23 protein-coding genes and 1 pseudogene are annotated in these 22800 nt (G+C 61.0%); 12 read left to right on the plus strand and 12 right to left on the minus strand.

Translation table 11 applies throughout. The annotated features are described in order from the left end of the window. Nucleotides 1-8 precede the first annotated feature (8 nt). A complete protein-coding gene (locus GSQ73_RS16490; RefSeq protein ID WP_158885922.1) occupies nucleotides 9-1001 on the plus strand; it encodes a HAMP domain-containing sensor histidine kinase in 993 nt (330 codons plus the stop codon). Between the two features lie 26 nt (nucleotides 1002-1027). On the opposite strand, the gene GSQ73_RS18085 is transcribed toward GSQ73_RS16490, so the two are convergent. Both GSQ73_RS18085 and GSQ73_RS18090 read right to left on the minus strand, forming a co-directional pair. Next, nucleotides 1028-1669 (minus strand): 3-oxoacid CoA-transferase subunit B, encoded by a 642-nt coding sequence (locus tag GSQ73_RS18085; protein WP_254063465.1) that lies wholly within the window; start codon nucleotides 1667-1669, stop codon nucleotides 1028-1030. Between the two features lie 81 nt (nucleotides 1670-1750). Further along, nucleotides 1751-2392, minus strand: a pseudogene (locus GSQ73_RS18090) (CoA transferase subunit A); the annotation flags it as partial. Nucleotides 2393-2542: 150 nt separating this feature from the next. Between GSQ73_RS18090 and GSQ73_RS16500 the strand changes: the two are divergent. Genes GSQ73_RS16500 through GSQ73_RS16510 form a run of 3 tightly spaced genes read left to right on the plus strand, consistent with a single transcriptional unit; the run spans nucleotide 2543 to nucleotide 4661 of the window. Beyond that, nucleotides 2543-2911, plus strand: coding sequence for a BlaI/MecI/CopY family transcriptional regulator (locus GSQ73_RS16500; protein WP_158885924.1), 369 nt, complete (start codon nucleotides 2543-2545; stop codon nucleotides 2909-2911). Next, nucleotides 2901-4259 (plus strand): M56 family metallopeptidase, encoded by a 1359-nt coding sequence (locus GSQ73_RS16505; protein ID WP_158885926.1) that lies wholly within the window; start codon nucleotides 2901-2903, stop codon nucleotides 4257-4259. The genes GSQ73_RS16500 and GSQ73_RS16505 overlap by 11 nt, the downstream gene beginning before the upstream one ends. Nucleotides 4260-4262: 3 nt before the next feature. Next, nucleotides 4263-4661: a hypothetical protein gene (locus GSQ73_RS16510; RefSeq protein ID WP_158885928.1), complete on the plus strand. Its 399-nt coding sequence runs from the start codon at nucleotides 4263-4265 to the stop codon at nucleotides 4659-4661. Nucleotides 4662-4677: 16 nt separating this feature from the next. On the opposite strand, the gene GSQ73_RS16515 is transcribed toward GSQ73_RS16510, so the two are convergent. The 6 genes from GSQ73_RS16515 to GSQ73_RS16540 form a co-directional block, all read right to left on the minus strand. Further along, nucleotides 4678-5136, minus strand: coding sequence for a hypothetical protein (locus GSQ73_RS16515; protein ID WP_158885930.1), 459 nt, complete (start codon nucleotides 5134-5136; stop codon nucleotides 4678-4680). Then, nucleotides 5133-6305, minus strand: coding sequence for a sialidase family protein (locus tag GSQ73_RS16520; protein ID WP_158885932.1), 1173 nt, complete (start codon nucleotides 6303-6305; stop codon nucleotides 5133-5135). Before GSQ73_RS16520 ends, GSQ73_RS16515 begins: the two co-directional genes overlap by 4 nt. Before the next feature lie 12 nt (nucleotides 6306-6317). After that, the gene (locus tag GSQ73_RS16525; protein WP_158885934.1) at nucleotides 6318-8513 is read right to left on the minus strand and encodes a TonB-dependent receptor; all 2196 of its coding nucleotides are present in this window, start codon (nucleotides 8511-8513) and stop codon (nucleotides 6318-6320) included. Between the two features lie 249 nt (nucleotides 8514-8762). Then, the gene (locus GSQ73_RS16530; RefSeq protein WP_158885936.1) at nucleotides 8763-9344 is read right to left on the minus strand and encodes a response regulator transcription factor; all 582 of its coding nucleotides are present in this window, start codon (nucleotides 9342-9344) and stop codon (nucleotides 8763-8765) included. A gap of 64 nt (nucleotides 9345-9408) precedes the next feature. Beyond that, nucleotides 9409-10692, minus strand: a complete 1284-nt coding sequence (locus GSQ73_RS16535; RefSeq protein ID WP_174236112.1) for an ATP-binding protein — start codon at nucleotides 10690-10692, stop codon at nucleotides 9409-9411. 51 nt (nucleotides 10693-10743) lie between these two features. Then, nucleotides 10744-12342 carry an oligopeptide:H+ symporter gene (locus GSQ73_RS16540; protein WP_158885939.1) on the minus strand — a complete coding sequence of 533 codons (1599 nt, stop codon included), beginning with the start codon at nucleotides 12340-12342 and terminating at the stop codon, nucleotides 10744-10746. Between the two features lie 355 nt (nucleotides 12343-12697). On the opposite strand from GSQ73_RS16540, the gene GSQ73_RS16545 reads away from it, so the two are divergent. Continuing rightward, on the plus strand, nucleotides 12698-13072 hold the full coding sequence (locus GSQ73_RS16545; RefSeq protein ID WP_158886578.1) for a diacylglycerol kinase: 375 nt from the start codon (nucleotides 12698-12700) through the stop codon (nucleotides 13070-13072). A gap of 65 nt (nucleotides 13073-13137) precedes the next feature. Here the strand turns inward: GSQ73_RS16545 and GSQ73_RS16550 are convergent, their stop codons facing one another. Beyond that, nucleotides 13138-13974, minus strand: coding sequence for a sel1 repeat family protein (locus tag GSQ73_RS16550; RefSeq protein ID WP_158885941.1), 837 nt, complete (start codon nucleotides 13972-13974; stop codon nucleotides 13138-13140). Nucleotides 13975-14151: 177 nt separating this feature from the next. On the opposite strand from GSQ73_RS16550, the gene GSQ73_RS16555 reads away from it, so the two are divergent. The 3 genes from GSQ73_RS16555 to GSQ73_RS16565 are packed head-to-tail and all read left to right on the plus strand — an operon-like array spanning nucleotide 14152 to nucleotide 16159. Further along, a complete protein-coding gene (locus GSQ73_RS16555) occupies nucleotides 14152-14772 on the plus strand; it encodes a LemA family protein (RefSeq protein WP_158885943.1) in 621 nt (206 codons plus the stop codon). Beyond that, nucleotides 14772-15656 carry a TPM domain-containing protein gene (locus tag GSQ73_RS16560; RefSeq protein ID WP_158885945.1) on the plus strand — a complete coding sequence of 295 codons (885 nt, stop codon included), beginning with the start codon at nucleotides 14772-14774 and terminating at the stop codon, nucleotides 15654-15656. The genes GSQ73_RS16555 and GSQ73_RS16560 overlap by 1 nt, the downstream gene beginning before the upstream one ends. Then, entirely contained in the window at nucleotides 15656-16159 is a 504-nt protein-coding gene (locus GSQ73_RS16565) for a TPM domain-containing protein (RefSeq protein ID WP_158885947.1), read from the plus strand. Before GSQ73_RS16560 ends, GSQ73_RS16565 begins: the two co-directional genes overlap by 1 nt. Nucleotides 16160-16257: 98 nt before the next feature. On the opposite strand, the gene GSQ73_RS16570 is transcribed toward GSQ73_RS16565, so the two are convergent. Further along, nucleotides 16258-18222 (minus strand): prolyl oligopeptidase family serine peptidase, encoded by a 1965-nt coding sequence (locus GSQ73_RS16570; RefSeq protein WP_158885949.1) that lies wholly within the window; start codon nucleotides 18220-18222, stop codon nucleotides 16258-16260. A gap of 223 nt (nucleotides 18223-18445) precedes the next feature. Here GSQ73_RS16570 and lgt point away from each other — a divergent pair, with 223 nt between their 5' ends. From lgt to mutT, 4 genes are all read left to right on the plus strand, one after another. Further along, nucleotides 18446-19357, plus strand: coding sequence for a prolipoprotein diacylglyceryl transferase (lgt, locus tag GSQ73_RS16575; protein WP_158885951.1), 912 nt, complete (start codon nucleotides 18446-18448; stop codon nucleotides 19355-19357). A 3-nt stretch (nucleotides 19358-19360) separates the two neighbouring features. Then, entirely contained in the window at nucleotides 19361-20155 is a 795-nt protein-coding gene (locus GSQ73_RS16580) for a thymidylate synthase (protein ID WP_158885953.1), read from the plus strand. A gap of 168 nt (nucleotides 20156-20323) precedes the next feature. Continuing rightward, nucleotides 20324-20812, plus strand: coding sequence for a dihydrofolate reductase (locus GSQ73_RS16585; RefSeq protein ID WP_158885955.1), 489 nt, complete (start codon nucleotides 20324-20326; stop codon nucleotides 20810-20812). Then, on the plus strand, nucleotides 20812-21231 hold the full coding sequence (gene mutT, locus GSQ73_RS16590; RefSeq protein WP_254063434.1) for an 8-oxo-dGTP diphosphatase MutT: 420 nt from the start codon (nucleotides 20812-20814) through the stop codon (nucleotides 21229-21231). Before GSQ73_RS16585 ends, mutT begins: the two co-directional genes overlap by 1 nt. 37 nt (nucleotides 21232-21268) lie before the next feature. Here mutT and coaE read toward each other — a convergent pair whose 3' ends face one another. Continuing rightward, nucleotides 21269-21898 carry a dephospho-CoA kinase gene (gene coaE / locus GSQ73_RS16595; RefSeq protein WP_158885957.1) on the minus strand — a complete coding sequence of 210 codons (630 nt, stop codon included), beginning with the start codon at nucleotides 21896-21898 and terminating at the stop codon, nucleotides 21269-21271. Next, a complete protein-coding gene (locus GSQ73_RS16600; RefSeq protein ID WP_158885959.1) occupies nucleotides 21895-22752 on the minus strand; it encodes an A24 family peptidase in 858 nt (285 codons plus the stop codon). The genes coaE and GSQ73_RS16600 overlap by 4 nt, the downstream gene beginning before the upstream one ends. Nucleotides 22753-22800 lie beyond the last annotated feature (48 nt).

Consider the following 22800-nt stretch of genomic DNA (forward strand, 5'->3'; position numbering starts at 1 on the left):
GCGAGGCGATGGAAAGCAGCAAAAAGTCACAGGAGACATTTCACGCAGGTGCGTTCCACCAGCGCATTGCGTGGGTGTTCGGGCTGCAATTGGTCGCCATGGTCATCGTGTGCACGATGGGCATTTATGACGTGGCGCCATGGGCTGCGGTGATCGCGGTGATCGTCATCACCAGCACGCTCGCGTGGATGGCGACGCGTCGCGAATGGTTGCCGGTCAGCACATTGGCAAAGCTCATCAATGGCTGGGACGAAAAGCCCGACCTGTATGCGTTGAGCACGTCGAACCTTTCGCCACGCACCGATGCCGATCTTGCTTCGCTTGCGCGCGGGCTGCATGGATTTGCTTCGCGCATTGCCGTGTTCAATCAGCGCGAGCGCAATTTCACGCGCGACGCCAGCCATGAATTGCGCAGCCCGCTGACCGTGATCAAGATGTCGGTCGACATGCTGAGCGAGGAGCGTGACATCAGCGAATTCGGCGCGCGCTCGGTACGCCGGATCAAGCGCGCAAGCCTGGAGATGGAAGCGCTGGTCGAAGCCTTGCTGATTCTTGCGCGTGAATCCGATCCCGGTGCCGACACCGAACGGTTTGTCGTCAATGATGTGCTGGTGCGCGAACTGGCGGCCGCGCGTGAACTTTTGAGTGGACGGCCGATTGAACTCCAACTGGAAGAACCCGCACGCTTCGCCCTTGAGGGTTCGTCACGCGCGTTTTCGGTGTTGTGCTGGCAGGTGATCCGCAATGCGTGCCAGCAGACCGACCAGGGACGCGTACTGATCACCGTGCTACCCGGCGTGGTGAGTGTGAGCAACCACGCATCGCCGCAGGCAGCCGACAACGGTGGGCCGCTGATGCTTCATGGTGCTGACCGTCACGGCTTTGAACTGGCGATCGCGCAACGCATCAGCGATCGTTTCGCCTGGCCGCTGGAACTGCAGACTCGACCAGGCTACGAAAACATCGCGCGCATCCACTTTCCGCATCCGCTTCCCGCCTAGGCGGGGACCCGGCGGGACGCACGGCTTCAGCTTTTCAGTGCAGGCGATACGGCGAACTCGCAACCGGTTCGGGCTTTCACGTCGTCGACGCCGACGCCTTCGTTGAGTTCGATCAGCACGAGCCCCTCGCCCTTGCGCACTTCGAACACGCACAGGTCGGTGATGATCAGATCGACGACCTGCTTGCCGGTCAGCGGCAATTCGCACTCGGTACGGATCTTCGGCGAGCCGTCTTTCGCGTTGTGCTCCATCAGCACCACCACGCGCTTGACGCCGCTGACCAGATCCATCGCACCGCCCGGACCCTTGACCATCTTGCCCGGCACCATCCAGTTGGCCAGATCGCCCTGCGCGGATACCTCGAGACCGCCCAGAATCGACAGGTCGATGTGACCGCCGCGGATCATCGCGAACGAATCCGCGCTGGAGAAGAAACTGGAGCCGGGCAGGGTGGTGATGGTCTGTTTGCCGGCATTGATCAGGTCAGGATCGATCTGCTCTTCGGTCGGGAACGGGCCGATGCCGAGCAGGCCGTTCTCCGATTGCAGCGTGACGTTGATGCCTTCAGGAATGTAGTTGGCAACCATGGTCGGAATGCCGATGCCGAGGTTCACGTAGAAGCCGTCCTGCAATTCTTTCGCGGCGCGTTTGGCCATCGCCACGCGCATCGGGCTTTCCTTTGCGCCGGTTGCGCCAGCGGTGGTGCGGAATTCGATACGCTTTTCGTAGTTCGCGCCCTGGATGATGCGATCAATGTAAATGCCCGGCACATGGACGTTGTCCGGATCGAGTTCGCCAACGTCCACCAGTTGTTCGACTTCCGCCACGCAGATCTTGCCGCAGGTCGCGATCATCGGATTGAAATTGCGCGCCGTCTCGCGGAACACGAGGTTGCCGTGCGCGTCGCCCTTCCATGCCTTGACGATCGACACGTCCGCGTGGATCGCATCTTCCAGCACGTATTCCTTGCCATCGAACACCTTGGTTTCCTTGCCTTCCGCCAGCAATGTGCCGAACGCCGTGCGTGTGTAGAAACCGGGAATGCCGGCGCCGCCCGCGCGCAGTTTTTCGGCGAGTGTGCCTTGCGGCGTCAACTGCAGCTCGAGTTCGCCGGCGAGCACCTGCCGCTCGAATTCCTTGTTCTCGCCGACATACGACGCGATGACGCGTTTGACCTGATGCGTCTTCAGCAGCGGACCCATGCCGAAGTCATCCACGCCGGCGTTGTTGCCCACGATGGTCAGGCCCTTGGTGCCCGCGTCGAGCAGTGCGCCGATCAGGTTCTCGGGAATGCCGCACAGCCCGAAACCACCCGCAGCGATGGTCATGTCGTCGAACAGCAAACCATCGAGCGCCTGCGCCGCACCGGGATACACCTTGTCCATTGCCATGCCTTCATGCGTGGAGAATCAGCTGCCAAGGATACGACGGAATCATTGCGGCCGACCGCAGCGCCGTGATGCGGACGATATGACGAGCTATTGACGAGAGAAATTACACGTGTAAACATAAATTCAATTACACATGTAATCGGTGACGCCATGGCAATCAGTGAAGCGGAATCGGTAGTAATGGATGTTCTCTGGCGCGAAGCGCCGCGTAGCGCTGAGGACATACTCTCGGAGGTAGGGCCTGCGCAGAACTGGCAGGAAGGTACGGTCAAGTCCCTGCTCAATCGCCTGCTGCGAAAGAACGCCGTACGCGCCGAACGCGACGGCCGCCGTTATCTCTATACCCCTCTGTTGACGCGCCAACAGTACGTGCTTCAGGAAAGCAAAGGATTGCTCGATCGCCTGTTCGGTGGACGCGTCGCACCGCTGGTCGCGCACTTTTCCGAACATCGCAAACTGTCGAAGAAGGATATTGCCGAGCTGCGCAAACTACTGCAGGAACTCGACGATGAACGCTGAGCTGATGAGCCTCGAATGGATCGGCCGCGGCTGGCTGCTGATACTGGCTTTTACTGTGGCAGCCGCGCTGGTATTCGTTCTGCGCAAGCCCTTCCGACATCTGTTCGGTACCGAGCTGGCCTTCCAGCTGTGGTGGTTGCCGCCGCTGGCCATGCTTGCTAGCCAGTGGACGCATGCCGCGAATGTATCGGCTATCACATTTTTTCCCACTGTCCTCAAGATGACTTCAATCGTTGCTGCGCTGCCGGCACGGGCTACGGAATCAGGCGTTACGGAGTGGCGTGTGTGGGCCGCTTGGCTTTGGATCTCGGGCAGTCTGGTCAGTCTTGTACTGGCCATGCTCGGACAGTGGCGCTACCGACGCCATTTGCGTGGCGCAACGCTAGTGAAGGGAGCGCAGCTGCGTTGGCCGGTTCTGCGGGCAGCGAGCCCCGACATCGGACCCGCACTGATGGGTGCCTGGCGCGCCCACATCGTGCTGCCGATCGATTTCGAATCCCGCTACGACATCAACGAGCAATCACTGATTCTTGCTCACGAAGCGGTGCATGCGCGTCGTCGCGATGGCTGGTGGTGCCTCGTTGCGAGAATCATTTCTGCGGTTCTCTGGTTTCACCCGCTGGCATGGCTGGCCATGTTGGCCCTGCGTCGTGACCAGGAACTGGCATGCGACGCGGTGGTATTGCGCGAGCTTGGAATAAGCCCACGCCGTTACGCCAACGCGATGTTGAAAACCCAGTGCGCAGCGTTGGCGCTGCCGGTGGGTTGTCCTTGGTCACGTCACCCCATTACGGAGCGCATTGCCATGCTGAAATTAAAGCAACCCGACCTCAAGCGCCGGCGTATCGGCGGCGTACTGATGACTATGTCCGCCTTGGGGTTTACCTGTGCGGTGTACGCGGCGACACCATCAACCCAGCCAAGGGCTGCATCCATCGTGGCTGATCACTACACGTTGAAGATCAACGTCGCGATGGGCGGAAGGTTTGGTTCGAGGACCTCCAGTTATTGCGTGAGCCCCAATGAATACGTGGACGTCGACGGAGGCGAGGGCGACAAGCTTTCGTGGAAGGGAAAATTCTCAGTCACTCCCGTGGCCGCAGGCCAGATCGAGATACGTTCGCAGGTCTACACACGCTTCGACCGTGGTGCTGGCCGGGTGCGGGAACAGAGGGCAAATCCGGTCGTTCGTACCATGCCCGGGCAGGAGGCGACGGTCGTGTTCGGTCAAATAGTTGACGGCAAGCATCTGGAAAAACTTGAGGACAACACGATCAAGATCGCGATGACACCATCGCCAGGGTGTCAGGATTCATCGACCGCGCCCGGCGTGAATTCGACAAAGTGACCCATGCTCGACCCTTCGTGTCCTGCATCAGCGATCGTCGAACATCAGCTCACTACATCGATCGAGCGGGCGATGGCATCCGCCTGCAGAGAAAATGTGCGACGCGCAACACTCTCGCTGTGTACGGCGAATGGCAAGACGACGACGTTCAAAGTTCACGGCTGGCTGCTGCGCGCCACCGCAATATCCGATGCTGCCAATCGTCTGCATATCGATCTGGTGGTTTTGGATGCCAACCATCAAGACCTCGCACAGGCCAGTCTGCACGGCTCGATGAAACAGATCGTGCATGTTGACGGTAAGAGCGCGGACGGCAAATCGCGCTATGTGATGGAAGTGACGCCGCTCGCGGGATGTCCGGCCCGAGTGGCTGCGGTCGTTGAAGATGCGACACATAGCTGAGGACACAAGCCCTGAACTAGTGAAGGCGCTGCAGTTGCGCCGGACCCAATTCGCCACTGATCCCCATCCGGCTTCCATTCGCACGGATCACCAGCACCCGCGGCGTTTCGCCACCCCAACTCGGATCAATGAGAAAGTTCAGCCGATCGGGTGATGCCTCGGTGTAGGCGCGGGCAGGATAGTTATCTACCTGCGCCATCTTCAGATGCATCTGCAGCATGTCGTGCTGCTCGTAGCTGTCCGTGGCGACAGTGATCAGTTCGATATCGTTCGGATGCGCCCGCTGCAACGTTGCCAGCGCTGAGAGATTGCCTTCGCAATAGGCGCAGTCCAGTGCCCATAGCGCGATGATGCGTTCGCCATGCGTCGGTGGCTTTACCAGCGCGGCAACATCGCCTGCGGACAACGGCTGCAACGATGCGGCCAAAGCCGCGCAGGGAAGCAGACTGACCAGCGCGAAAAGTGCTCGTTTCATCGCGCAGCTCGAATCGGAACCAGTTGAAAGCCGCCCGCCGTGTTCCATGCCACAAAGGGCTGATTCCTTTTCTGCAGCAGTTGTGGCGAAGCGACGGCATCGGTGCTGTGCGCGATTTCACGCGCAGCGCTGAAATGCACGCCACCATCGGTCGAGCTGCGCAGCATCAGTGCATATCCGCTCGCGCTGACCTGATTCCACACGATCCACACCGTGCGTCCATGCACCGCAATGTCGGCGTGGCTGGCGCCGGCGTTCGCAACGGTGAGCAGGTGCGTCGGCGCATGACCGGGTTGGAGCTGCCCGTACCAGATGGTTGGTTTGTCTTTGGCCTCGTACCACACTGCGTGGCGCGTGCCATCGCTGCCAATGGCGAGTCCCGGACCATGATGCGGGCAGCCTTCGATCTTCCAGTTGGTAAACGTGGCGCGATCAGCGTGGCTGGCGCGGCCATCGACGTGCAGTACGGCATAGGCGTGGTCGCGGATGTTGTCGCCGTAGATGCTGCGGAAGAACGCGGCGACTTCACCGTTCGGCGTCAGCGACAGCGCAATCCTGCAGCACTCGCAGCTTTGATCGATCAGCTTTCTCTCCGGCACGAAACTCGCACCGCCGTTGTTGGACCAGCTGAAGTAGACGGCCGCACCCAGGTATGGTTTTTTCTGCTGGCTGGCAGCTTCCTGATCGCGCTTGTCGATCCATGCGATCACGACACGGCCTTTTCCGTCGACGGCCAGCGCGTCGAAGCGATGGGTGATTTCGGCCCGGTCGCGATGCACGCTCAGTGGTGCGCTGAACGTGGCGCCGTGATCGCGCGAGCGCGCGAAGCGCACGAAACCGGTCCACGGTTTGGCCCTCGGTTGCGACCAGCTGATGTCGATGTCGTCGTGGAGGCCGAGCACGAGCTTGGGTCGGTTTTCGCCTTCGGCATAAATCGGTTCGGCGATGGAATTCACGATCGCGGGAGCACTCAGCGTGCGGCCATCATCGTCGGAGTGACGCAGGCGCACGTGGCCATCCGCAGCGTCGACGATCCACAGGCGACCGTGACTGTCGAAGGCGGCACTGGCGCCCAGCGGCGGCTCCTTCGGCATGTCCATGTGCATGTCGTCGTACGCGAACAGCGCAGGCGAACACAGGCAGAGCAGGGCGATCAGCAGTCGGCGCATCGTGGTTCCCGTTCAAAGATCCCAGCGCAATTCGCCGAACCAGGTGCGGCCGGCGTAGGGATGGTAGACCCAGTAGTGTTCGTTGGTGAGGTTGTCGACGCCGAGCGATGCGGTCCAGCCACGCGCGAGGTGCCAGCGCAATTTGGCGTCGGCGACGGTGAACGCGGTGACGGCGCCGTAGCTGTCGACGAAATCGCTGTTGTCGAGGCTGCCGTACTGACGACCGGAATGACGAAGACCGAGTGACATGTCCCACTGCGCGGCGAAACGGTAGTCAGCGAATACGCTGGCGCGCATCTTCGGAATGCGCGGGAACCATTTGCCATCGGCGAGTGGGTATTGACGATCTTCCAGCGTCCTCGAATGAGTGAAAGCGACGCTGGCCTGCAGGTCGAGTCCGGACGTCCAGACGTCCGTAAGGCCGAACTCGCCTTCGATGCCGCGCACGCGCGATCGATCGATGTTCTGCACACTGGTGACGGTCGGCGTGACGGTGATGTCGGTTTGCGAATAGAGCGAATGGGCGATGCGATCCTGGAACAGCGAGACGCGCCAGTGGCCGTTCGTCAGCGAGCGATTCAAGGTGAGGTCGGTGGACTCGTCGATCTCGGGCTGCAGGTCTGGATTGTTGTTGACAATGGCGTTGGCCGAAATCGTGCCCTGGAAAAGTTCGGCCACGGTCGGGTAGCGCACGGCTTTTCCGTGTGCGAGTCGTAGCTGCCAGTCGTCGGAGAAATCCCAGCTCAAGGCGGCCTTGGGCGAGAAGTCGGTACGCTGGCGATCGGTGTAGCGCAGGCTGCTGCTGGCGTTCGCCAGGAGTCCGCCGTAAGCGCGCCATTGTTCCAGTCGTCCGCCGATGGTCAGTGCCCAGGCCGGCGCGAAACTCCAGACATCCTGCAGATATGCGGCGCGCGTCTGCGTGCGTCCTGCGAACGCGCTGACCTGCGTGCCATCGGCATCGCCGAGCCAGTCGCTGGCGTTGCGCACGCGCGTGTCGAGCACGTAGCGATCGCCATGGATGCCTGCGTAAAGCATGTGCTGATCGCCCAGCGGGCCGGAGCTGCGAAGGTCGAACGTGTCCCAGCCGGAACCACCTTTGTCGGCGACGGTGCCCGGGCCGCCGATCGGCACGCCGGGTTCGGCAAGGTTCGCGGTGGCCGCTTTTGAATGCAGGAAATCGTAGTGGCTGACGACACTGGTCCAGCGCCAGCCGTTGTCGAAATGGCCGTTCAACTCGGCGCCGTAGAGCATGTGTGTGTCCACGCCGGACGATGGCGCGAGGCCGCTCGCCGGCAGCGTCCAGGTCGTGCCCGCCGCATCGATTACGCCGCTGCTTACAAGTTGGCCATCGGCATTGCGGATCAAACTGCGCGTGCGGTCCTGCGCGCGGTCGTGCCACCAGCCGAGGGTGAAAAGCGCGGCGATGTTGTCGGTGATGTCCACGCCGAGCTTGAACTTGGCCTGCGTCTGCACGGTGTGCTCGATGCTGTTGGCGCCATAAACCAGCCGCGGCGAACCGTTGGGATTGCGATCGAGCGTGGCGCCGGTAACGGGCACGGCCGTGGCTGCGTTGCCTCCCGCTTGCGCGGTCGCGTATTGCAACGGCTGACCATCGTTGTCGAGGCGATTGACTTCGAGCAGCCAGCTCCAGCGACCTTGTTTGTCGCCCAGCGTCGCAGCGATTTGCCTGCCGTTGTAATGACCGCTGCTGCCGTACGCATCGTGGAAATCCTGACTGAAGAATTGCGAACTCACGCTGGCCGTCAGGCGCTGCGGAAGCGTGGTGTGGATCAGCACCGTGGTGCCCAGTGAATTGCCGGGATACAGCGCGGAATAGGGACCATAAAGAATATCGACGGCGCCGATTTCCTCCGGCGCCACCATGCCCCAGCGCGGTGCGCCGTCGTACCCGTTGGTCATCAGGTTGGAGAGCAGCAGGCCGTCGGCGTAGACGAGACTGCGCGCGCTCTGCAGCGTGCCCGCGTTGCGACCGCTAATCACCGCGTTGGGATCGCCGATGTAGCGCTTGCGCACCATCATGTTCGGCGCGTATTTCAGCGCGTCGGCACTCTCGGTCACATTCTGCCGATGCAACTGTGCACGCGTCACCTGCACTCGCACGGCGGGCGTCTCGGTCACCATCGTATCGCTGGCGTGCACCGATACCGGGGCGAGCGTGGTGGTGGCCGGCGCGGGGTCGGTCGCCATCGTCCGCCCGATGGGCAGCAGGATGAGGAGCGCACAGAGGCCGATGACGAAGGCTTTCAAGGAGCGACTCTGGATGTGGGTCTAGGGTCGTAAGGATAGAGTGCAATGCCACCTGCCACCGCTGGGCATGTTGTCGCAGCGAAAGATGCCGCACATTGAACCGTAGGAGCGCACCCTGTGCGCGATGGCTCTTCGCCACGTCACGAAAAACATCGCGCACAGGGTGCGCTCCTACCCATGACGCGTGGCTCAGTCGTCCCGTTCGGGCCGTTCACGCACCGGATGCTTGCTCAGCTTGCGCTGCAACGTGCGGCGATGCATGCCGAGGCGTCGCGCAGTTTCCGAGATATTGCCATCGCATTCGGTCAGCACGCGCTGGATGTGTTCCCACTCCAGCCGACGCAAGGCAAGTGGCGCGTCCGGCGCGTCCGGCGGCTCGTTGTCGTCGGCGTCCGCGTCGCCATCGAGCAGAGCTCGAACCACGGCATCGGCGTCGACCGGCTTGGATAAATAATCGTGAGCGCCGCGCTTGATCGCTTCCACTGCGGTGGCGATCGACGCGTAGCCGGTCAGCAGCAGCACACGCATGTCCGGCACGAGTGCATGCAGCTCCGGAATCAATCGCAACCCGTTTTCCTCACCGAGCTTGAGATCGAGCACGCAATAGCGTGGATGATGCCGACGTGCGAGCGCGCGTGCCTCATCGAAATGCGTGGCCGTGATGACCTCGAAGCCACGCGAGCCGAGCGCACGAGCGAGCACGCGGACGAAGGTGGCGTCGTCGTCGACCAGCAGCAGCGGGCGCGTGGCGATGGCGGGCGATTCGGTCATGGCTTGCTCTTCCGGGTCTGGCGACTTGCTTATTGTCGCCGACAGTGGCGTATGAATGCGTGGATCATGCTGCCGCGATCACCGCTAGCGGCAGGCGCAGGCGAACCTCCGCACCTGCTGCGCTGCTGCGTACAACGAGCTCGCCATCCAGCCGTTCGGCGGTGGCTTCCGCCAGCGCCAGCCCGATACCCAGGCCGCCCTGTTTCCGCGACTGGCCGAGCAATGCCGGGCCATTGTCGGCGTCGAAACCGGGGCCGTGATCGATGACACCGAGTTGCAGCCATTGGCTATCACTGGATACTCGCAGCGCGACTGCCTGTGATCCGCGCAACGCCGATGCGTCTGCGGCATTGTTGAGCAGGTTGAGTAGCGCGTGGCGCAACCCCGGTGGCGTGCGAAGGATGATGAGTGAGGTTTGTTGGTCCAGCTCAACTGCCAGTTCCGCTTCGGGTCGAAGCAGCTGAAATCGCTCGCTGCAGCCGCGCACGAACGCCGCCACGCTTAGCCTTTCGGGTTCCTGCGACAGCTGCGCTTTGCCGAATGCCACCATCTCGCGCAGGATGGTTCGGCAACGATCGACCTGGCCTTCGAGCAGCGAGAGATCTTCGGCGAGCATCGCATCATCCGCGTGGTCGCGTCGCAGTTCCGGCAGCAACGTGCGCATCGTCGACAGCGGCGTGTTGAGTTCGTGCGCGGCTCCGGCGGCCTGCGTGGCGATGGCTAGGATGCCCTCGTCGCGCAGTGCGCGTTCGCGCACACGCTGCACTTCCATCTGCTGCAGGCGCAGTTCGTTGGCGAGCCGGTTGATGAAGAACCCCAGCAGCACCGCGCTGATCACGAAGTTCACGCCCATGCCGGCCACATGCAGCGTAAAACCGCCGTGCATCTCGTCGTGCATCGGAACCGGCAACGCGACATGCCAGCGCAACAACATCAGATATGCCGCGCCGGTGAGCGCCGCCACCGCGAGGATTGCGCGCACCGACAGCGCCGCGGCGCAGAGCGCGATCGGCACCAGCAGCAGCGTGATGAACGGATTGCTGGCGCCGCCGGTGAAGTAGAGGAGATAGCCGAGCACCAGCGTGTCGGCGGCGATATGGCCGATGGTTTCCCACTCGCGCACCGGCCACGGCTGGCGCAATCGCCAAGCGGCGAACACAGAAAAAACTGCGAGCAATCCGATGCCCAGCAGCAACGGCAACAACGGAATCCGAAGCTGCATCCACCATGCGCAAACGAGTACCGCGACGCTCTGTCCGGCGATGGCGCAAAGCCGCAACCAGGCCAGCGTTCGCATGAGTGCGAACGGGCCGATGCGGGCGACACTTCGGGGCGACATCGCTTTCATGGCTGCATCAGACGCTACGTCAACCGCTGCACGAATGCGGCGGTAACGCGATCATGGCGAGCTGTCGAATTCTTCGCTGCGTACAGCAGGCAGGGGGGTGTGGTTATTGGCCTGATCGGAATGGCTGGCCGACAGCTTGTTCATCAGCGGCAGCATGACCAACGCGATCACCACGCAGGCGATGCCGACGAAACCGAGCTTGTTGAACAGACTCACATAGATCGTCAACGACTGCACCGGATCGGTGATGTTGTCCGGAATGTGCGCGATGTTGGCGACGATGCTGCCGAGGTATTGCGACAGGCCCACGGCCACGTAGTACGCGCCCATCATGAAACCGCCCATGCGTTCGGGCACGTAGCGCGCGATCATCGCCAGGCCCAGGCCGCTGACCAGCATTTCGCCCAGCGAGTACCAGCCGTAGCCCCACACCATGGTCCACGACGACACCTGGCCGTTCACCGCCGCGTGTGCGCCGAGGCCATACATGAAGAAGCCGATGGCCACCGCGGCAAAACCGAACGCGAACTTCAGCGCGATCGAAGGATTTTTTCCGCTGCGCCCCATTGTGTTGTAGATGAATACAAGCACGGGGCTCAGGATCACGATCCAGATCGCATTGAGGTTCTGGTACTGCTCCGGAATCCAGGTCAGGTGCCAGCCAAGCAAGTTGAAGGAAAGGTCCACGTTGCGCTGCGCGAACAGGTTCAGCGACGTCGCCATCTGCGAATAGAAGATGAAGAAGAAGATGGTTTGCACGGTCAGCACCAACGCCGCGATCAGGCCAGCCCGTTCGCTCGGCTGGCTACTGCGGATCAGATGCGTGAATACACCCAGAATCACCACGGCGGCGGCATAGACGCAGATCTTCGCGACCAGTTCGTTCTGCAGGATGAAGGCGACCACGAACACCATTAGAAAGGCTGCACCGAACACCGGCAACGCCCGGCGCATGTTCATCGGGAGGTCGTCCGCGGGCGATCCGATATGCCGCAAGGCGCGCCGCATAAAAAAGTAGATGATCAAGCCCACGACCAGGCCCACCGCGCAGCAACCGAACGCGGTATGCCAGCCGATTGAATCGCCGTAGCGTGCGGTCAAGTGATCGCGAATCCATGGCGTCAGCGTCATCGAGATCATCGAGCCGATGTTCACCGACATGTAGTAGATGGTGAACGCGCTGTCGATCTTGGCGTCGTCGCCTTCGTAGATTTTGCGCACCAGGTTGCCGGCGTTCGGCTTGAAGAAACCGTTGCCGATCACGATCACGCCGAGTGCGAAATAGGTGAGGTTGGCCGGCGTCAACAGCGCCATGATGCCGGCGCGGCCATCGACGAGCCCGAGCGCCTCCGGTGGAATCCACAGGATGCCGTAGCCGACCGCCAGCACGCTCGCACCGATCAGCATGGTGCGTCGCGTACCCAGCAGCTTGTCGCCGATCCAGCCGCCGATGGCCGGCGTGGCGTAGATCAATGCGGCGGCCGCACCCCAGACGAGGTTGGCCTTGGTGTCGATGAACCCGAGCTTCTTCATCAGGAACGTCACCATCAGCACCTGCATGCCGTAGAAGCCGAAGCGCTCCCACAGTTCGATGACGAACACCGTGACGAACGAGCGGGTTTGCGAAACAGGCGGGTTCTGGATGGCCATCTAACTTTTCCGTGCTGGAGTCAAACCGTGGTGACGCCTGGCGTCGACCATGCATGGGTCCCAAATGAACCACAACCGATGCAGCGTAACCGATTCGCCTGGTCTGTGTGACTCGCTGTCCCGGTTGCACGGCCTGGGTATGTCATGCGCCGGTTGCCAACAAACACCCGGCTTCCCACTGCGACCCTTGTGGCATCATGACCGCCTGTTTTCGCCACTGCACGGGTCCGCGCTTCATGCCGACAATCGCCTTCATCGAGTCCGCGTGCGCGCCGACTTCTTCGATTTCCCTGGCCGGTTCCCGTACGGCAAACAGCCGTCTGCCGTCGCCGGCAACGGTCTGAGGTCACACGATATGGCAGCGGAGGGTTTTCGCGGTCCCAAGCAACTCTGGAGCGCCTTTCAGTGGTCGATGAAAGGCCTGCGCGCGGGCTGGCGTCATGAGGCTTCATTCCGATTGGAAGCATGCCTCGCCATCGTGCTGGTGCCGCTCGGTCTGTGGCTAGGCCATGGCGGTCTGGAGAAACTCGCTTTGATCCTGGCGCCCATGCTGGTGCTGTCCGCCGAACTTCTCAACTCGGCCATCGAAGCGGTGGTCGACAAGGTGAGCCCCGAGTTCCATGAACTTGCCGGCCGCGCCAAGGACATGGGCTCGGCCGCCGTGTTCGTGCTGCTGGTACTGATGGGGCTGAGCTGGGCGTTGATCCTGGGACCACGATTTATCAATTAGACAAGTCCCGGTTCAACAGGTTTGCAGAGTGAGCCAAGCGGCCACTCATCGCGCTTCCACCTGTTCTACTGGATATCTTTCTGCTTGTCTGATCGCTTGTCGGGCGGTGAGGGCGTTTGGCCATTTTGCAATGTTCCCACAGTGACCGTTCCGGTCCAGGCACCGTCGCGCACAGCGAAATATTGCTTGGGATCCCATCGCCACGACGTGTAGATATTGCCGCAGCCCGTCATGGTGGCGCCGTCGATAGTTTCGCTGCCACATTTGGGATATCCGCCAATTCCTCCACCCACGCCGAAGAACTGCGTCGGGGTCAGGCTGGCTACCGAATCCGAGCCGAAGCCAAGGTACGAACCGGTCTGGTGCGTGCGTTCACGCCGCAACACCATGGCCATGCGCGGCTTCGCCGTCATGTCACCATATTCCGCGTACAGCTTTTCGACCAACGCCTTGGCCTTATCGCGCTGTTGCGCGTCTAGCCGAGACCAGATTTCATTGCGGGTGACCAGAAATTGCGGATATTTGCGCTCGGCCGCGATGGCCACCCAAGCGAATGCAGTGACCGGATCCTTCTGCACACCTTGTCCATTGAGATACATCAAGCCGATGCTCAATTGGGATAGTTTGTCGGCGTAACGTGCCGCTTCAAGAAACGACTTCATCGCCTCCGGATACCTGCCCGCGAAATATGCGCGCATGCCGGCAAACTCGTTGTACTCATCCGGATGCCCCTCGGCAGGAGTGTTGTCCATCGCTCTCAACACTCTTTGGGGATCTTTCGCCTCGGTTTCTGATTGATACGCGCTGGCTGAGCAAACGAAATTGGCCAGAAAAAAACACGTCACATACAAGGGGAGCCGCTGATTCATACCGACCTCTGCTTCTTTCGATCCGTGAGCCATGGCAAGGCTCTCCTGTCGTCAAAGGACATGCTACTCCCGGGGCTGTTCTGACAGGTATGGACGATATGACGTGGTGCGTGAGCGGTCTCGAAAGATTTTAATCGTGTTCAATTGCATTCAGACGTCCACGAGTGTTGCAATGGGACACCTCGTAAGCACAAACACCGGAGACATCCCATGAAACTTTTGCGCGCATTGATCCTGCTGCTGGTCGTGGGTGTTCTGTCCGGCTGCGGCTACAACGCCATGCAACGACAGGACGAAGCGGTCAAGGCGTCCTGGTCCGAGGTGCTCAACCAGTACCAGCGTCGTGCCGATCTGGTGCCGAACCTGGTCAATACGGTCAAGGGTTACGCGCAGCACGAAGAAAAAGTTTTCGTCGAAGTCACCAATGCGCGGGCCAAGGTGGGCAGTCTGCAGGTCAATTCCGATTCGTTGAACGATCCTCAGAAGCTGCAGCAGTTTCAGGCGGCACAGGGCGAGCTGGGTAGCGCGTTGTCGAGGCTGATGGTAGTCAGCGAGAATTATCCGCAGCTCAAGGCGGACGGTCTTTTCCAGAACCTGCAGGCACAGCTGGAAGGCACGGAGAATCGCGTGACGGTCGCGCGCAATCGTTACGTGCAGGCAGTACAGCAGTACAACGAAATGATCCGCACGTTCCCGAACAACCTCACGGCGAAGATGTTCGGCTATAAGGTGAAACCGAATTTCAGCGTGGATAACGAGAAGGCCATTTCCACTGCGCCGACGGTCGATTTCGGTACCGGCACACCCGCGCCCGCCGCTTCGACGCACTGATGATGTCCCGGCGCTTTCCGCGCCTGTGGCTCTGGCTGGCGATGGCGTTGCTGTCGCCAGCCATGCTGCACGCGGCCGATGCCGTGCCGAAGCTTGCGCGGCATGTCACCGATCTCACAGGGACGCTCAGTGCGCAGCAAATCGATCAGCTGGATGCGCAACTCGTCGCGCTGGAAAAAGCCAAAGGTGCACAACTCGTCGTGTTGATGATCGGCAGCACGGGCGATCAGGACATCGAGAGCTATTCGCTGGCTGTGGCCGAGGCCAACAAGGTCGGTCGCAAGGGCACCGACGATGGCGTGCTGCTGCTGATCGCGAAAAACGACCGGCACGTGCGCTTCGAGGTGGGTTACGGCCTCGAAGGTGCGGTTCCCGATGCCGCCACCGCGCGGATCACCCGTGAGTACATTGCACCGAAATTCCGCAACAACGACTATTTCGGCGGCATCAGCGACGCGGTCGGCGCAGTGACGCAGCTGATCAACGGCGAAGCGCTGCCGCCACCCGTGCAGGGTTCGCCCGAAACAGAACGCCATGGGCCCGGGTTGCAGAACGGTTTGATGATCGGCGTGTTCGTTGCGCTGTTCCTGCGCAACTTTCTCGGACGTGCCAGCGCGTTTGTCCGCGCACCGTTGGGCGCCATTTTCGTCGGTGGCTTGCTGTGGCTGCTGATATCGATGGGCGCCGGCATTCTTGGTGCGATCGTCGGTGGCGTATTGATGCTGTTGCCCGGCGGTGGCGGGCGATCGATCGGCGGCGGAGGATGGGGCGGTTTTGGCGGTGGCGGCTGGGGTGGCGGCGGTTTCGGCGGTGGTGGAAGCGGTGGTGGCTTCAGCGGCGGCGGTGGCAGTTTCGGCGGCGGCGGTTCGTCGGGGAGTTGGTGATGGCACGCATGCAACGGCTGCTGGCGAATCTGTTGGGTGGCTGGTTTCAGTTGCGCCGACGCTTCCCCCCCGCGCTGCTTGATGACATGGCCGCGGCGATCGCCGCGGGCGAACGCGCGCATCTGGGCGAAGTCTGTTTTGCCGTCGAATCGAGGCTTGCGCCACTGGCCGTGCTTGACGGCATCGACGCAAGCAAACGCGCGCATCAGGTTTTTGCCCAACTGCGCGTTTGGAATACCGAACACAACAGCGGCGTGCTGTTTTACGTGTTGATGGCCGAACGCCGCATCGAGATCGTTGCTGATAGAGGCATCGCCTCGCGTGTGCAACCGGACGAGTGGAACGCCATCAGCCGCCGCATGCTCGACTGCTATGCGCGAGGGCAATGGCGCGAAGGCAGCCTCGACGGCATCGCCGCCACGCATGCATTGCTGCTGAGGCATTTTCCCGACGATGGCACGGATCGTCGGGATGAACTGCCGGATCGGCCCGTGCTTCTCTAATTGCGCTGGCCGACATTCGCGGAATGTTTCGCGAGTGGCGGGTGCGGATACCGAGAAAAAGGGACGGCACGTCGGCGCCATCCCATTTGCTTCTTCACTCAGTGCGCGACGTTGCCAGCTCCGATGTGCTTGGCGATGAACGTCTGAAGTAACGTGTAAAACTCGATGTTGTTTTTTTCTTCGTAGAAGCCATGTCCTTCGCCGGACTTGCTCAGCCATTCATAAGGCTTGTGCGCCGCGTCCAATGCCGCACGCATCGCTTTTGCCTGAGCGAACGGCGCGCGTTGATCATTTTCGCCATGAACCAGCAACACCGGCACGTTGATCTTGTCGGCCAGCTTGTCGGGAGAATTCGCATCCAGATCGGCATCGTCCTTGCCGATCACCGTCTGCAAATAGCTGCGTCCGGATTTGTCCTCCTGGATGTCGCCCTTGTCGTACATCATCCTGAGGTCGTAGATGCCCGCGTAGCCGACCGCACACTTGAACAGATCCGGTGCGCGAATCGCGGTCATCATGGCGGAATAGCCGCCGAAGCTGGCGCCGTAGACGCACACGCGTTCGGGATCGGCGTAGTGCTCGCCTTCAGCCCACTTCACGCCGTCGATCAGATCCTGCTGGATTCGCGTGCCCCAGTTGCGATAGCCGGCTTCCTCGAAATTATGTCCACGGCCACCTGAGCCGCGATAGTTGACCTGCAGCACGAGGTAGCCACGACTGGCGAGGAACTGCGCGTCGTCATCGAAGTACCAGTCGTCGCTGATGCCGTGCGGCCCTCCGTGAGGAAGCAGGATCATCGGCAGTTTTTTCAGATCCTGGCCGCGAGGAATGGTGAGAATGGCTTCGAGCGGCATGCCATCGCTCGCGGTGAATCGCATTGGGCGTCGTTCGGCCATCTTATCCGGATCGATCCAGTCGGCCGACGAGAACAGCTTGATCACTTTGTAATGCGTGGTATCGATCAGGTAATAAGTGCCGGGATCGCGATCGCTCGAGACGGAGAACAGAAGCTCGCCGCCGTTCTCGCTGTAGTTGATGAAGTTGACGAACTCGCCTGGAAATTTCTGGCTGATCGCCAGGTGCAGTTTGGCGGCCGGCAAGTTGGGGTCCGTGTAGATCGCCTTCGGCACGCCTGTTTCGACGCTGGTTGCGAATGGCTGGCGCGGCGGCGCCGTCCACATGATGTCGCCGACGCGACCGAAAGCGTCGGCGGCCAGCACGCGTCGATCGCCGCCCATTTCGTCCTGCTCGACCAGAGAATACGGACCGCCCTTGGCGCTGTAGTAGGCGTAGATATGCTGATGATCCTGCGCGGTGTAAATCGGCACGAAATTGTGGCCCACCTGGCTGGGAGACATGGGCGCCCAACCATTGGCCTCGTGGTGATACACCACGTAGTTGTAGTTGGAATTTGTCCCGTAGGCGTAGTGCGCCTGTCCGTCAGAGCCCACCATGAATTCCATGTTGCCGACATCAAGATCACCCACCAGATGGCGGGTGTTTTTGACGGCATCGACGTCGTACAGCCAGCTGTGGTCCTTGTTCTCCCAGAGCTCGGCGCTCATGTAGAAGTGGTTGTTGGGCGATTCGGGCAACTCCGCCACAAATCCCCATCCGCGGTCCGCGGCTCTGGTATCGGATCGGCTGCCGTAGAGGTCCTGATATCCGAAAAGGTAATCCTGATGTTTGCCATTGACGTCGGTGGCCAGGATTTCCCCCGTGAGCTCGGGTTTGTCGACCGAGCCGAACTGCTTGCCGTATTCAACCAGCAGACGCGTCGAACTGACCCACACGATGCCGCCAGGCAATTCATATTTGGGCATGTGCAGGACACTTGCCGGATGGCTCATGTCGGAGACTTTGTAGACGACCAGCGAATGAGAGTTTCCAGTCTCGTCATCCATTCGCAGTGCGAGGTATTGACCGTCCGGGGACAGCCGAGGCATCGACAACTGTGCGCGCCGCGCGAAATCCTCCACGGGAATGAGATCGGTCGCCATCAAGACGGCAGGCGCCAACAGGCAAACGGCAGACAGCACGGCCTGCGCGATACGGTGAGACATTGAGTTTTCCCCTGTCACGCTCCGTGTGGTGAGCCGGGGTCGTCTGGAGCGCGACGATCTGGCTGATTCGGACGCTTCCTGCAACCAGCTCACAGTTGCCGCCAACTCGCAGAGGCAGCGTCCGGCGAGGATTCTAGCTTGCGTCGCCGGCTTCTCGGAAGGGCATCGGATCATCCTGCAAGCGGCCCGGCTACACTTGGCTTTTCCCGCTCGCGCAGTCGCCATGTCCCAACCGTTCGTCGTTCATATCAATCCGGTGGCTTTCAGCCTCGGCCCCGTCCAGGTGCACTGGTACGGGCTGATGTACTTGCTGGGATTTTTCTTCGTGGCCTTGCTGGGCGAGTACCGGCGCCAGAAAGGGCGTCTGCCGGTCAGCCGTGAAGCGCTCGGCGATCTTTTCTTCTACGGCATGCTCGGCGTGATCATCGGCGGGCGTCTTTGGTACATGCTTTTTTACTACGAGGGCGGCATCCACTGGATATGGACCCAGCCGCTGGCGTTGTTCAAGGTGTGGGATGGCGGCATGAGTTTCCATGGTGGCCTGCTTGGCGTGCTGGCGGCGGCGCTGTGGTGGTCGCGGCGACATCGGCTGCATTTTTTCGACACGATGGATTTCGTTGCGCCGCTGGTGCCGCTGGGCCTCGGACTCGGACGACTCGGCAACTTCATCAATGGCGAACTGTGGGGTAAGCCGACATCGCTTTCGTGGGGCATGATTTTTCCGAGCGCGCACGCCGATGATGTTGCCTATGCCGGCAGTGATCCGGCGCTGCTGCAGCAGTTGCAGAGCTATGGCGGGTTGATCCGGCATCCGTCGGAACTCTACGAACTTGCACTGGAAGGTCTGGCGATGTTCATCGTCATCTGGCTGGTCTCCTCCAGGCCTCGGCCACGGTATCTCGTCAGTGGCTTGTTCGCGCTGATGTACGGCGTCTTCCGTTTTGCGGTGGAGTTCGTGCGTGTGCCGGATCCGCAGCTGGGTTATCTGTTCGGCACGCACTGGGTAACGATGGGGCAGATGCAGTCGCTGCCGCTGATCGTGATCGGCGTGTGGCTGCTGGCCCTGTCGCGAAACGCGCCGACATTGCGCTTGTATACGGCCGCGTTGCCGGATAAAGGCACGGACGAGGAGTAGGGCATGCGCGCATATCTCGATTTACTGCGTCACGTCATGGAAAAAGGCGTGGAGAAAAACGACCGAACCGGCACCGGCACGCGCAGCACTTTTGGTTGGCAGATGCGCTTCGATCTGGCTGAAGGTTTTCCACTCGTCACTACCAAGAAGCTGCATCTGAAATCGATCGTGCACGAGCTGATCTGGTTTCTCAGCGGCGACACGAATATCGCGTACCTCAAGGAAAACGGCGTACGCATCTGGGATGAGTGGGCCGATGCGCAGGGCAATCTCGGTCCCGTCTATGGCCAGCAATGGCGCGCGTGGCCGAAAGCCGATGGCGGCGTGGTCGACCAGATTTCATGGGTCATCGAAGAGATCAAGCGCAACCCCGATTCGCGTCGGCTGATCGTCAACACATGGAACGTGGGCGAGCTTTCGAAGATGGCGTTGATGCCGTGCCACACGATGTTCCAGTTCTATGTGGCCGACGGCAAGCTCAGTTGCCAGTTGTACCAGCGCTCGGGCGACATTTTTCTGGGCGTGCCTTTCAACATCGCCAGCTACGCGTTGCTCACCCACATGATGGCCCAGGTGTGCGGACTGGACGTGGGTGATTTCGTCCACACGCTCGGCGACGCGCATCTCTACAACAACCACGTGGAGCAGGCGCAGCTGCAACTGACCCGGGAGTCCAGGCCCTTGCCCCGGCTTCGGCTCAACCCCGACGTGAAGTCGATTTTCGATTTTCGCTATGAAGATATTGCGGTCGAAGGATACGATTCGCATCCGGCAATCAAGGCGCCTGTAGCCGTCTAGATGCGTTTGTCTTGCCTCGCGATTTCGCGACGAATGGCCAGCGGACACCCGGTCGCACCGTCACGCCACGACCACCGCGACATCGCCGAGGCCTGCTAATATTCGATGCAATAGGCAATGCCGCAGGGCGATTGTCGACTGCATTTTTCAGTTCTTTTCAGGATTCCAATGGCTATTTCGCTGATCGCTGCGCTTGATGAAAACTCCGCCATTGGCCGCAAGGGCCATTTGCCCTGGCATCTGCCGGATGATTTGCGCTGGTTCAAGCAACTGACCACCGGCAAAAACGTGGTCATGGGCTACAACACCGCCGTTTCGATCGGCCGCGCATTGCCTGACCGCGTCAATCTTGTGTTGTCGCGTCGGCACGAAGCACCGTTCGAAGGCCAGATTACCGTGCGCTCGATCGAGGAAGCGCAAGCGCGCTGCGGCGACACCGGCCTCATGATCATCGGTGGCGGCCAGGTTTTTGCCGATGCCTTGCCGCGTGCACGTCGCATGTATCTCACCTGGGTGAGTGCGGCTGTCGATGGCGCCGACACCTTTTTTCCGGGCGTGCATTTCAGCGACTGGACCGAGGTATCGCGTGTGCACCACGCGGCGGACGCCGAGCATGCGCACGACTTCGACATGGTCGAGTACCTGCGCAACAACTGATGTCTTCGAGCAACCGATCGACGCCGGCCATCATGCATGTGATGGCAGGCGTTTTGATTGATGATCTTGGGCGTGTACTGCTGGCCCAACGCCCACCAGGCAAGCACCTGGCCGGTGCATGGGAATTTCCCGGTGGCAAGCGCGAACCGGACGAAGCACCGCTGGCGGCGTTGATACGCGAATGGCATGAAGAACTCGCCGTGACGGTCAAGCACGCCAGTCCTCTTGTCCACTTGCCATGGCGATATGCCGAGCGCGAACTTCTGCTGGATGCGTGGCTGATCGAACAGTGGGAAGGCGAGCCGCAATCGATGGAAGGGCAGGCGCTCCGCTGGGTCAAACCGGCAACGATCGATCCACTTGATCTGGCACCAGCCGACCGGCCGATTCTCGAAGCATTGTTGCGGATTTCAGCCTAGTCCGTTTCCGGCATGGTCCACGCGTTCGCTGGATGATCTAAGGCCGCAATCGCGTCGCTGCCATTGCAAGATATCGGCGATGAAGCTCGGACACGGCGTGATCGAGATCGGCCTCGTCGCCGTGGTTTTCGATCACGTCATCGGCAAGCGCCAGCCGCTTCGCACGGCTCGCCTGATTCGCGAGCATGAGCCGAGCCAGCGATTCGTCGATGCCATCACGGCGCACGAGCCGTTCGATCTGCAGCGCTTCGGGCGCATCGACCAGCAATACGCGATCCACCCAGTCGTAATGCGCCACGTTTTCTGCGAGCAGGGGTATGGCCAGCACGCAATACCGCGCACGTTCTGCCAGTGCGCGATCACGCAGCCATTGACGTATGCGCGGATGGACAATCGCTTCGAGCTTTAGTCGAGCAGCGGGATCGGCGAACACGCGTTGTCGCATCGCCGGCCGATTCAGCCGACCATCGTCGCCAAGTACATCACTGCCGAAGTCACGGATGATTTCCACAAGCCCCGGTGTGCCCGGTTCGACCACTTCCCGCGCGGCCACGTCAGCGTCGTGTACGGGCACGCCCAGTGTCTCGAAGCGACGCGTGACCGCGCTCTTGCCGGAGGCCACGCCGCCGGTGAGCGCAACGACCATCACATTCGATGCACCATTCATCGCAAGCCGGTGAGCTGCATGTAGCCGTTCAATAGATCAGGACCCGCGACAAACCATACCCATCCGGCGGCGGCAATGAACGGGCCGAAGGGTATCGGTATCTCGCGTTCGTGCCGACGCATCGCGATCAGTGCGCCACCGATCAACGCGCCGATCAACGAGGACAAAAGAATCATCGGCAGCAAGGCCATCGGCCCCATCCACGCACCGAGCGCCGCTAGCAATTTGAAATCGCCGTGACCCATGCCTTCCTTGCCGGTGAGCAATTTGAAAATCCAGTACACGCTCCACAAGCTGAGATAACCGATAGCGGCGCCGATGATCGACGAAGGCGCAGCAACGAACATCGGCAGCAGCGAAAGCAAAAGACCCAGCCAGAGCAGCGGCAACGTCAACTGGTCAGGCAGCAGCTGTGTGCGGAAGTCGATACCCGCCAAGGCAATCAACGTCCACGTCAGCGCCAGTCCTGCCAGCGCGGACCACGACGGGCCGAACCGCAGCACGATGACGGCGCTCAGCACGCCGCTCAACAGTTCCACCAGCGGGTACTGGATGGAGATCTTTGTCCCGCAATAGCGACACCGTCCGCGCAACAAAAGCCAGCCAAACAGCGGAATGTTGTCGCGTGCCGACAGCGGGTGTTTGCAATGCGGGCAGTGCGATGGTTCGCGCACGATGCCCGGAGGCAGTGGCGTGGTGTCTGCTTCCATTTCCAGAACGTCGTGCGCTTCCTGCCGCCATGCAGCGGCCATGCGCTCGGGCAGCCGCAGTATCACCACATTGAGAAAACTACCCACCAGCAGGCCGAGTATTCCGGCGATTGCTACCCATGCCGCCGTTGGAAGTTCAAGCATGTCGGACCTTGCGCGTGTCGGGTCGTTACTTCAGGAGTTGGTGAACGG

The organism is Rhodanobacter sp. L36, assembly GCF_009765755.1.
Lineage (GTDB): Bacteria > Pseudomonadota > Gammaproteobacteria > Xanthomonadales > Rhodanobacteraceae > Rhodanobacter.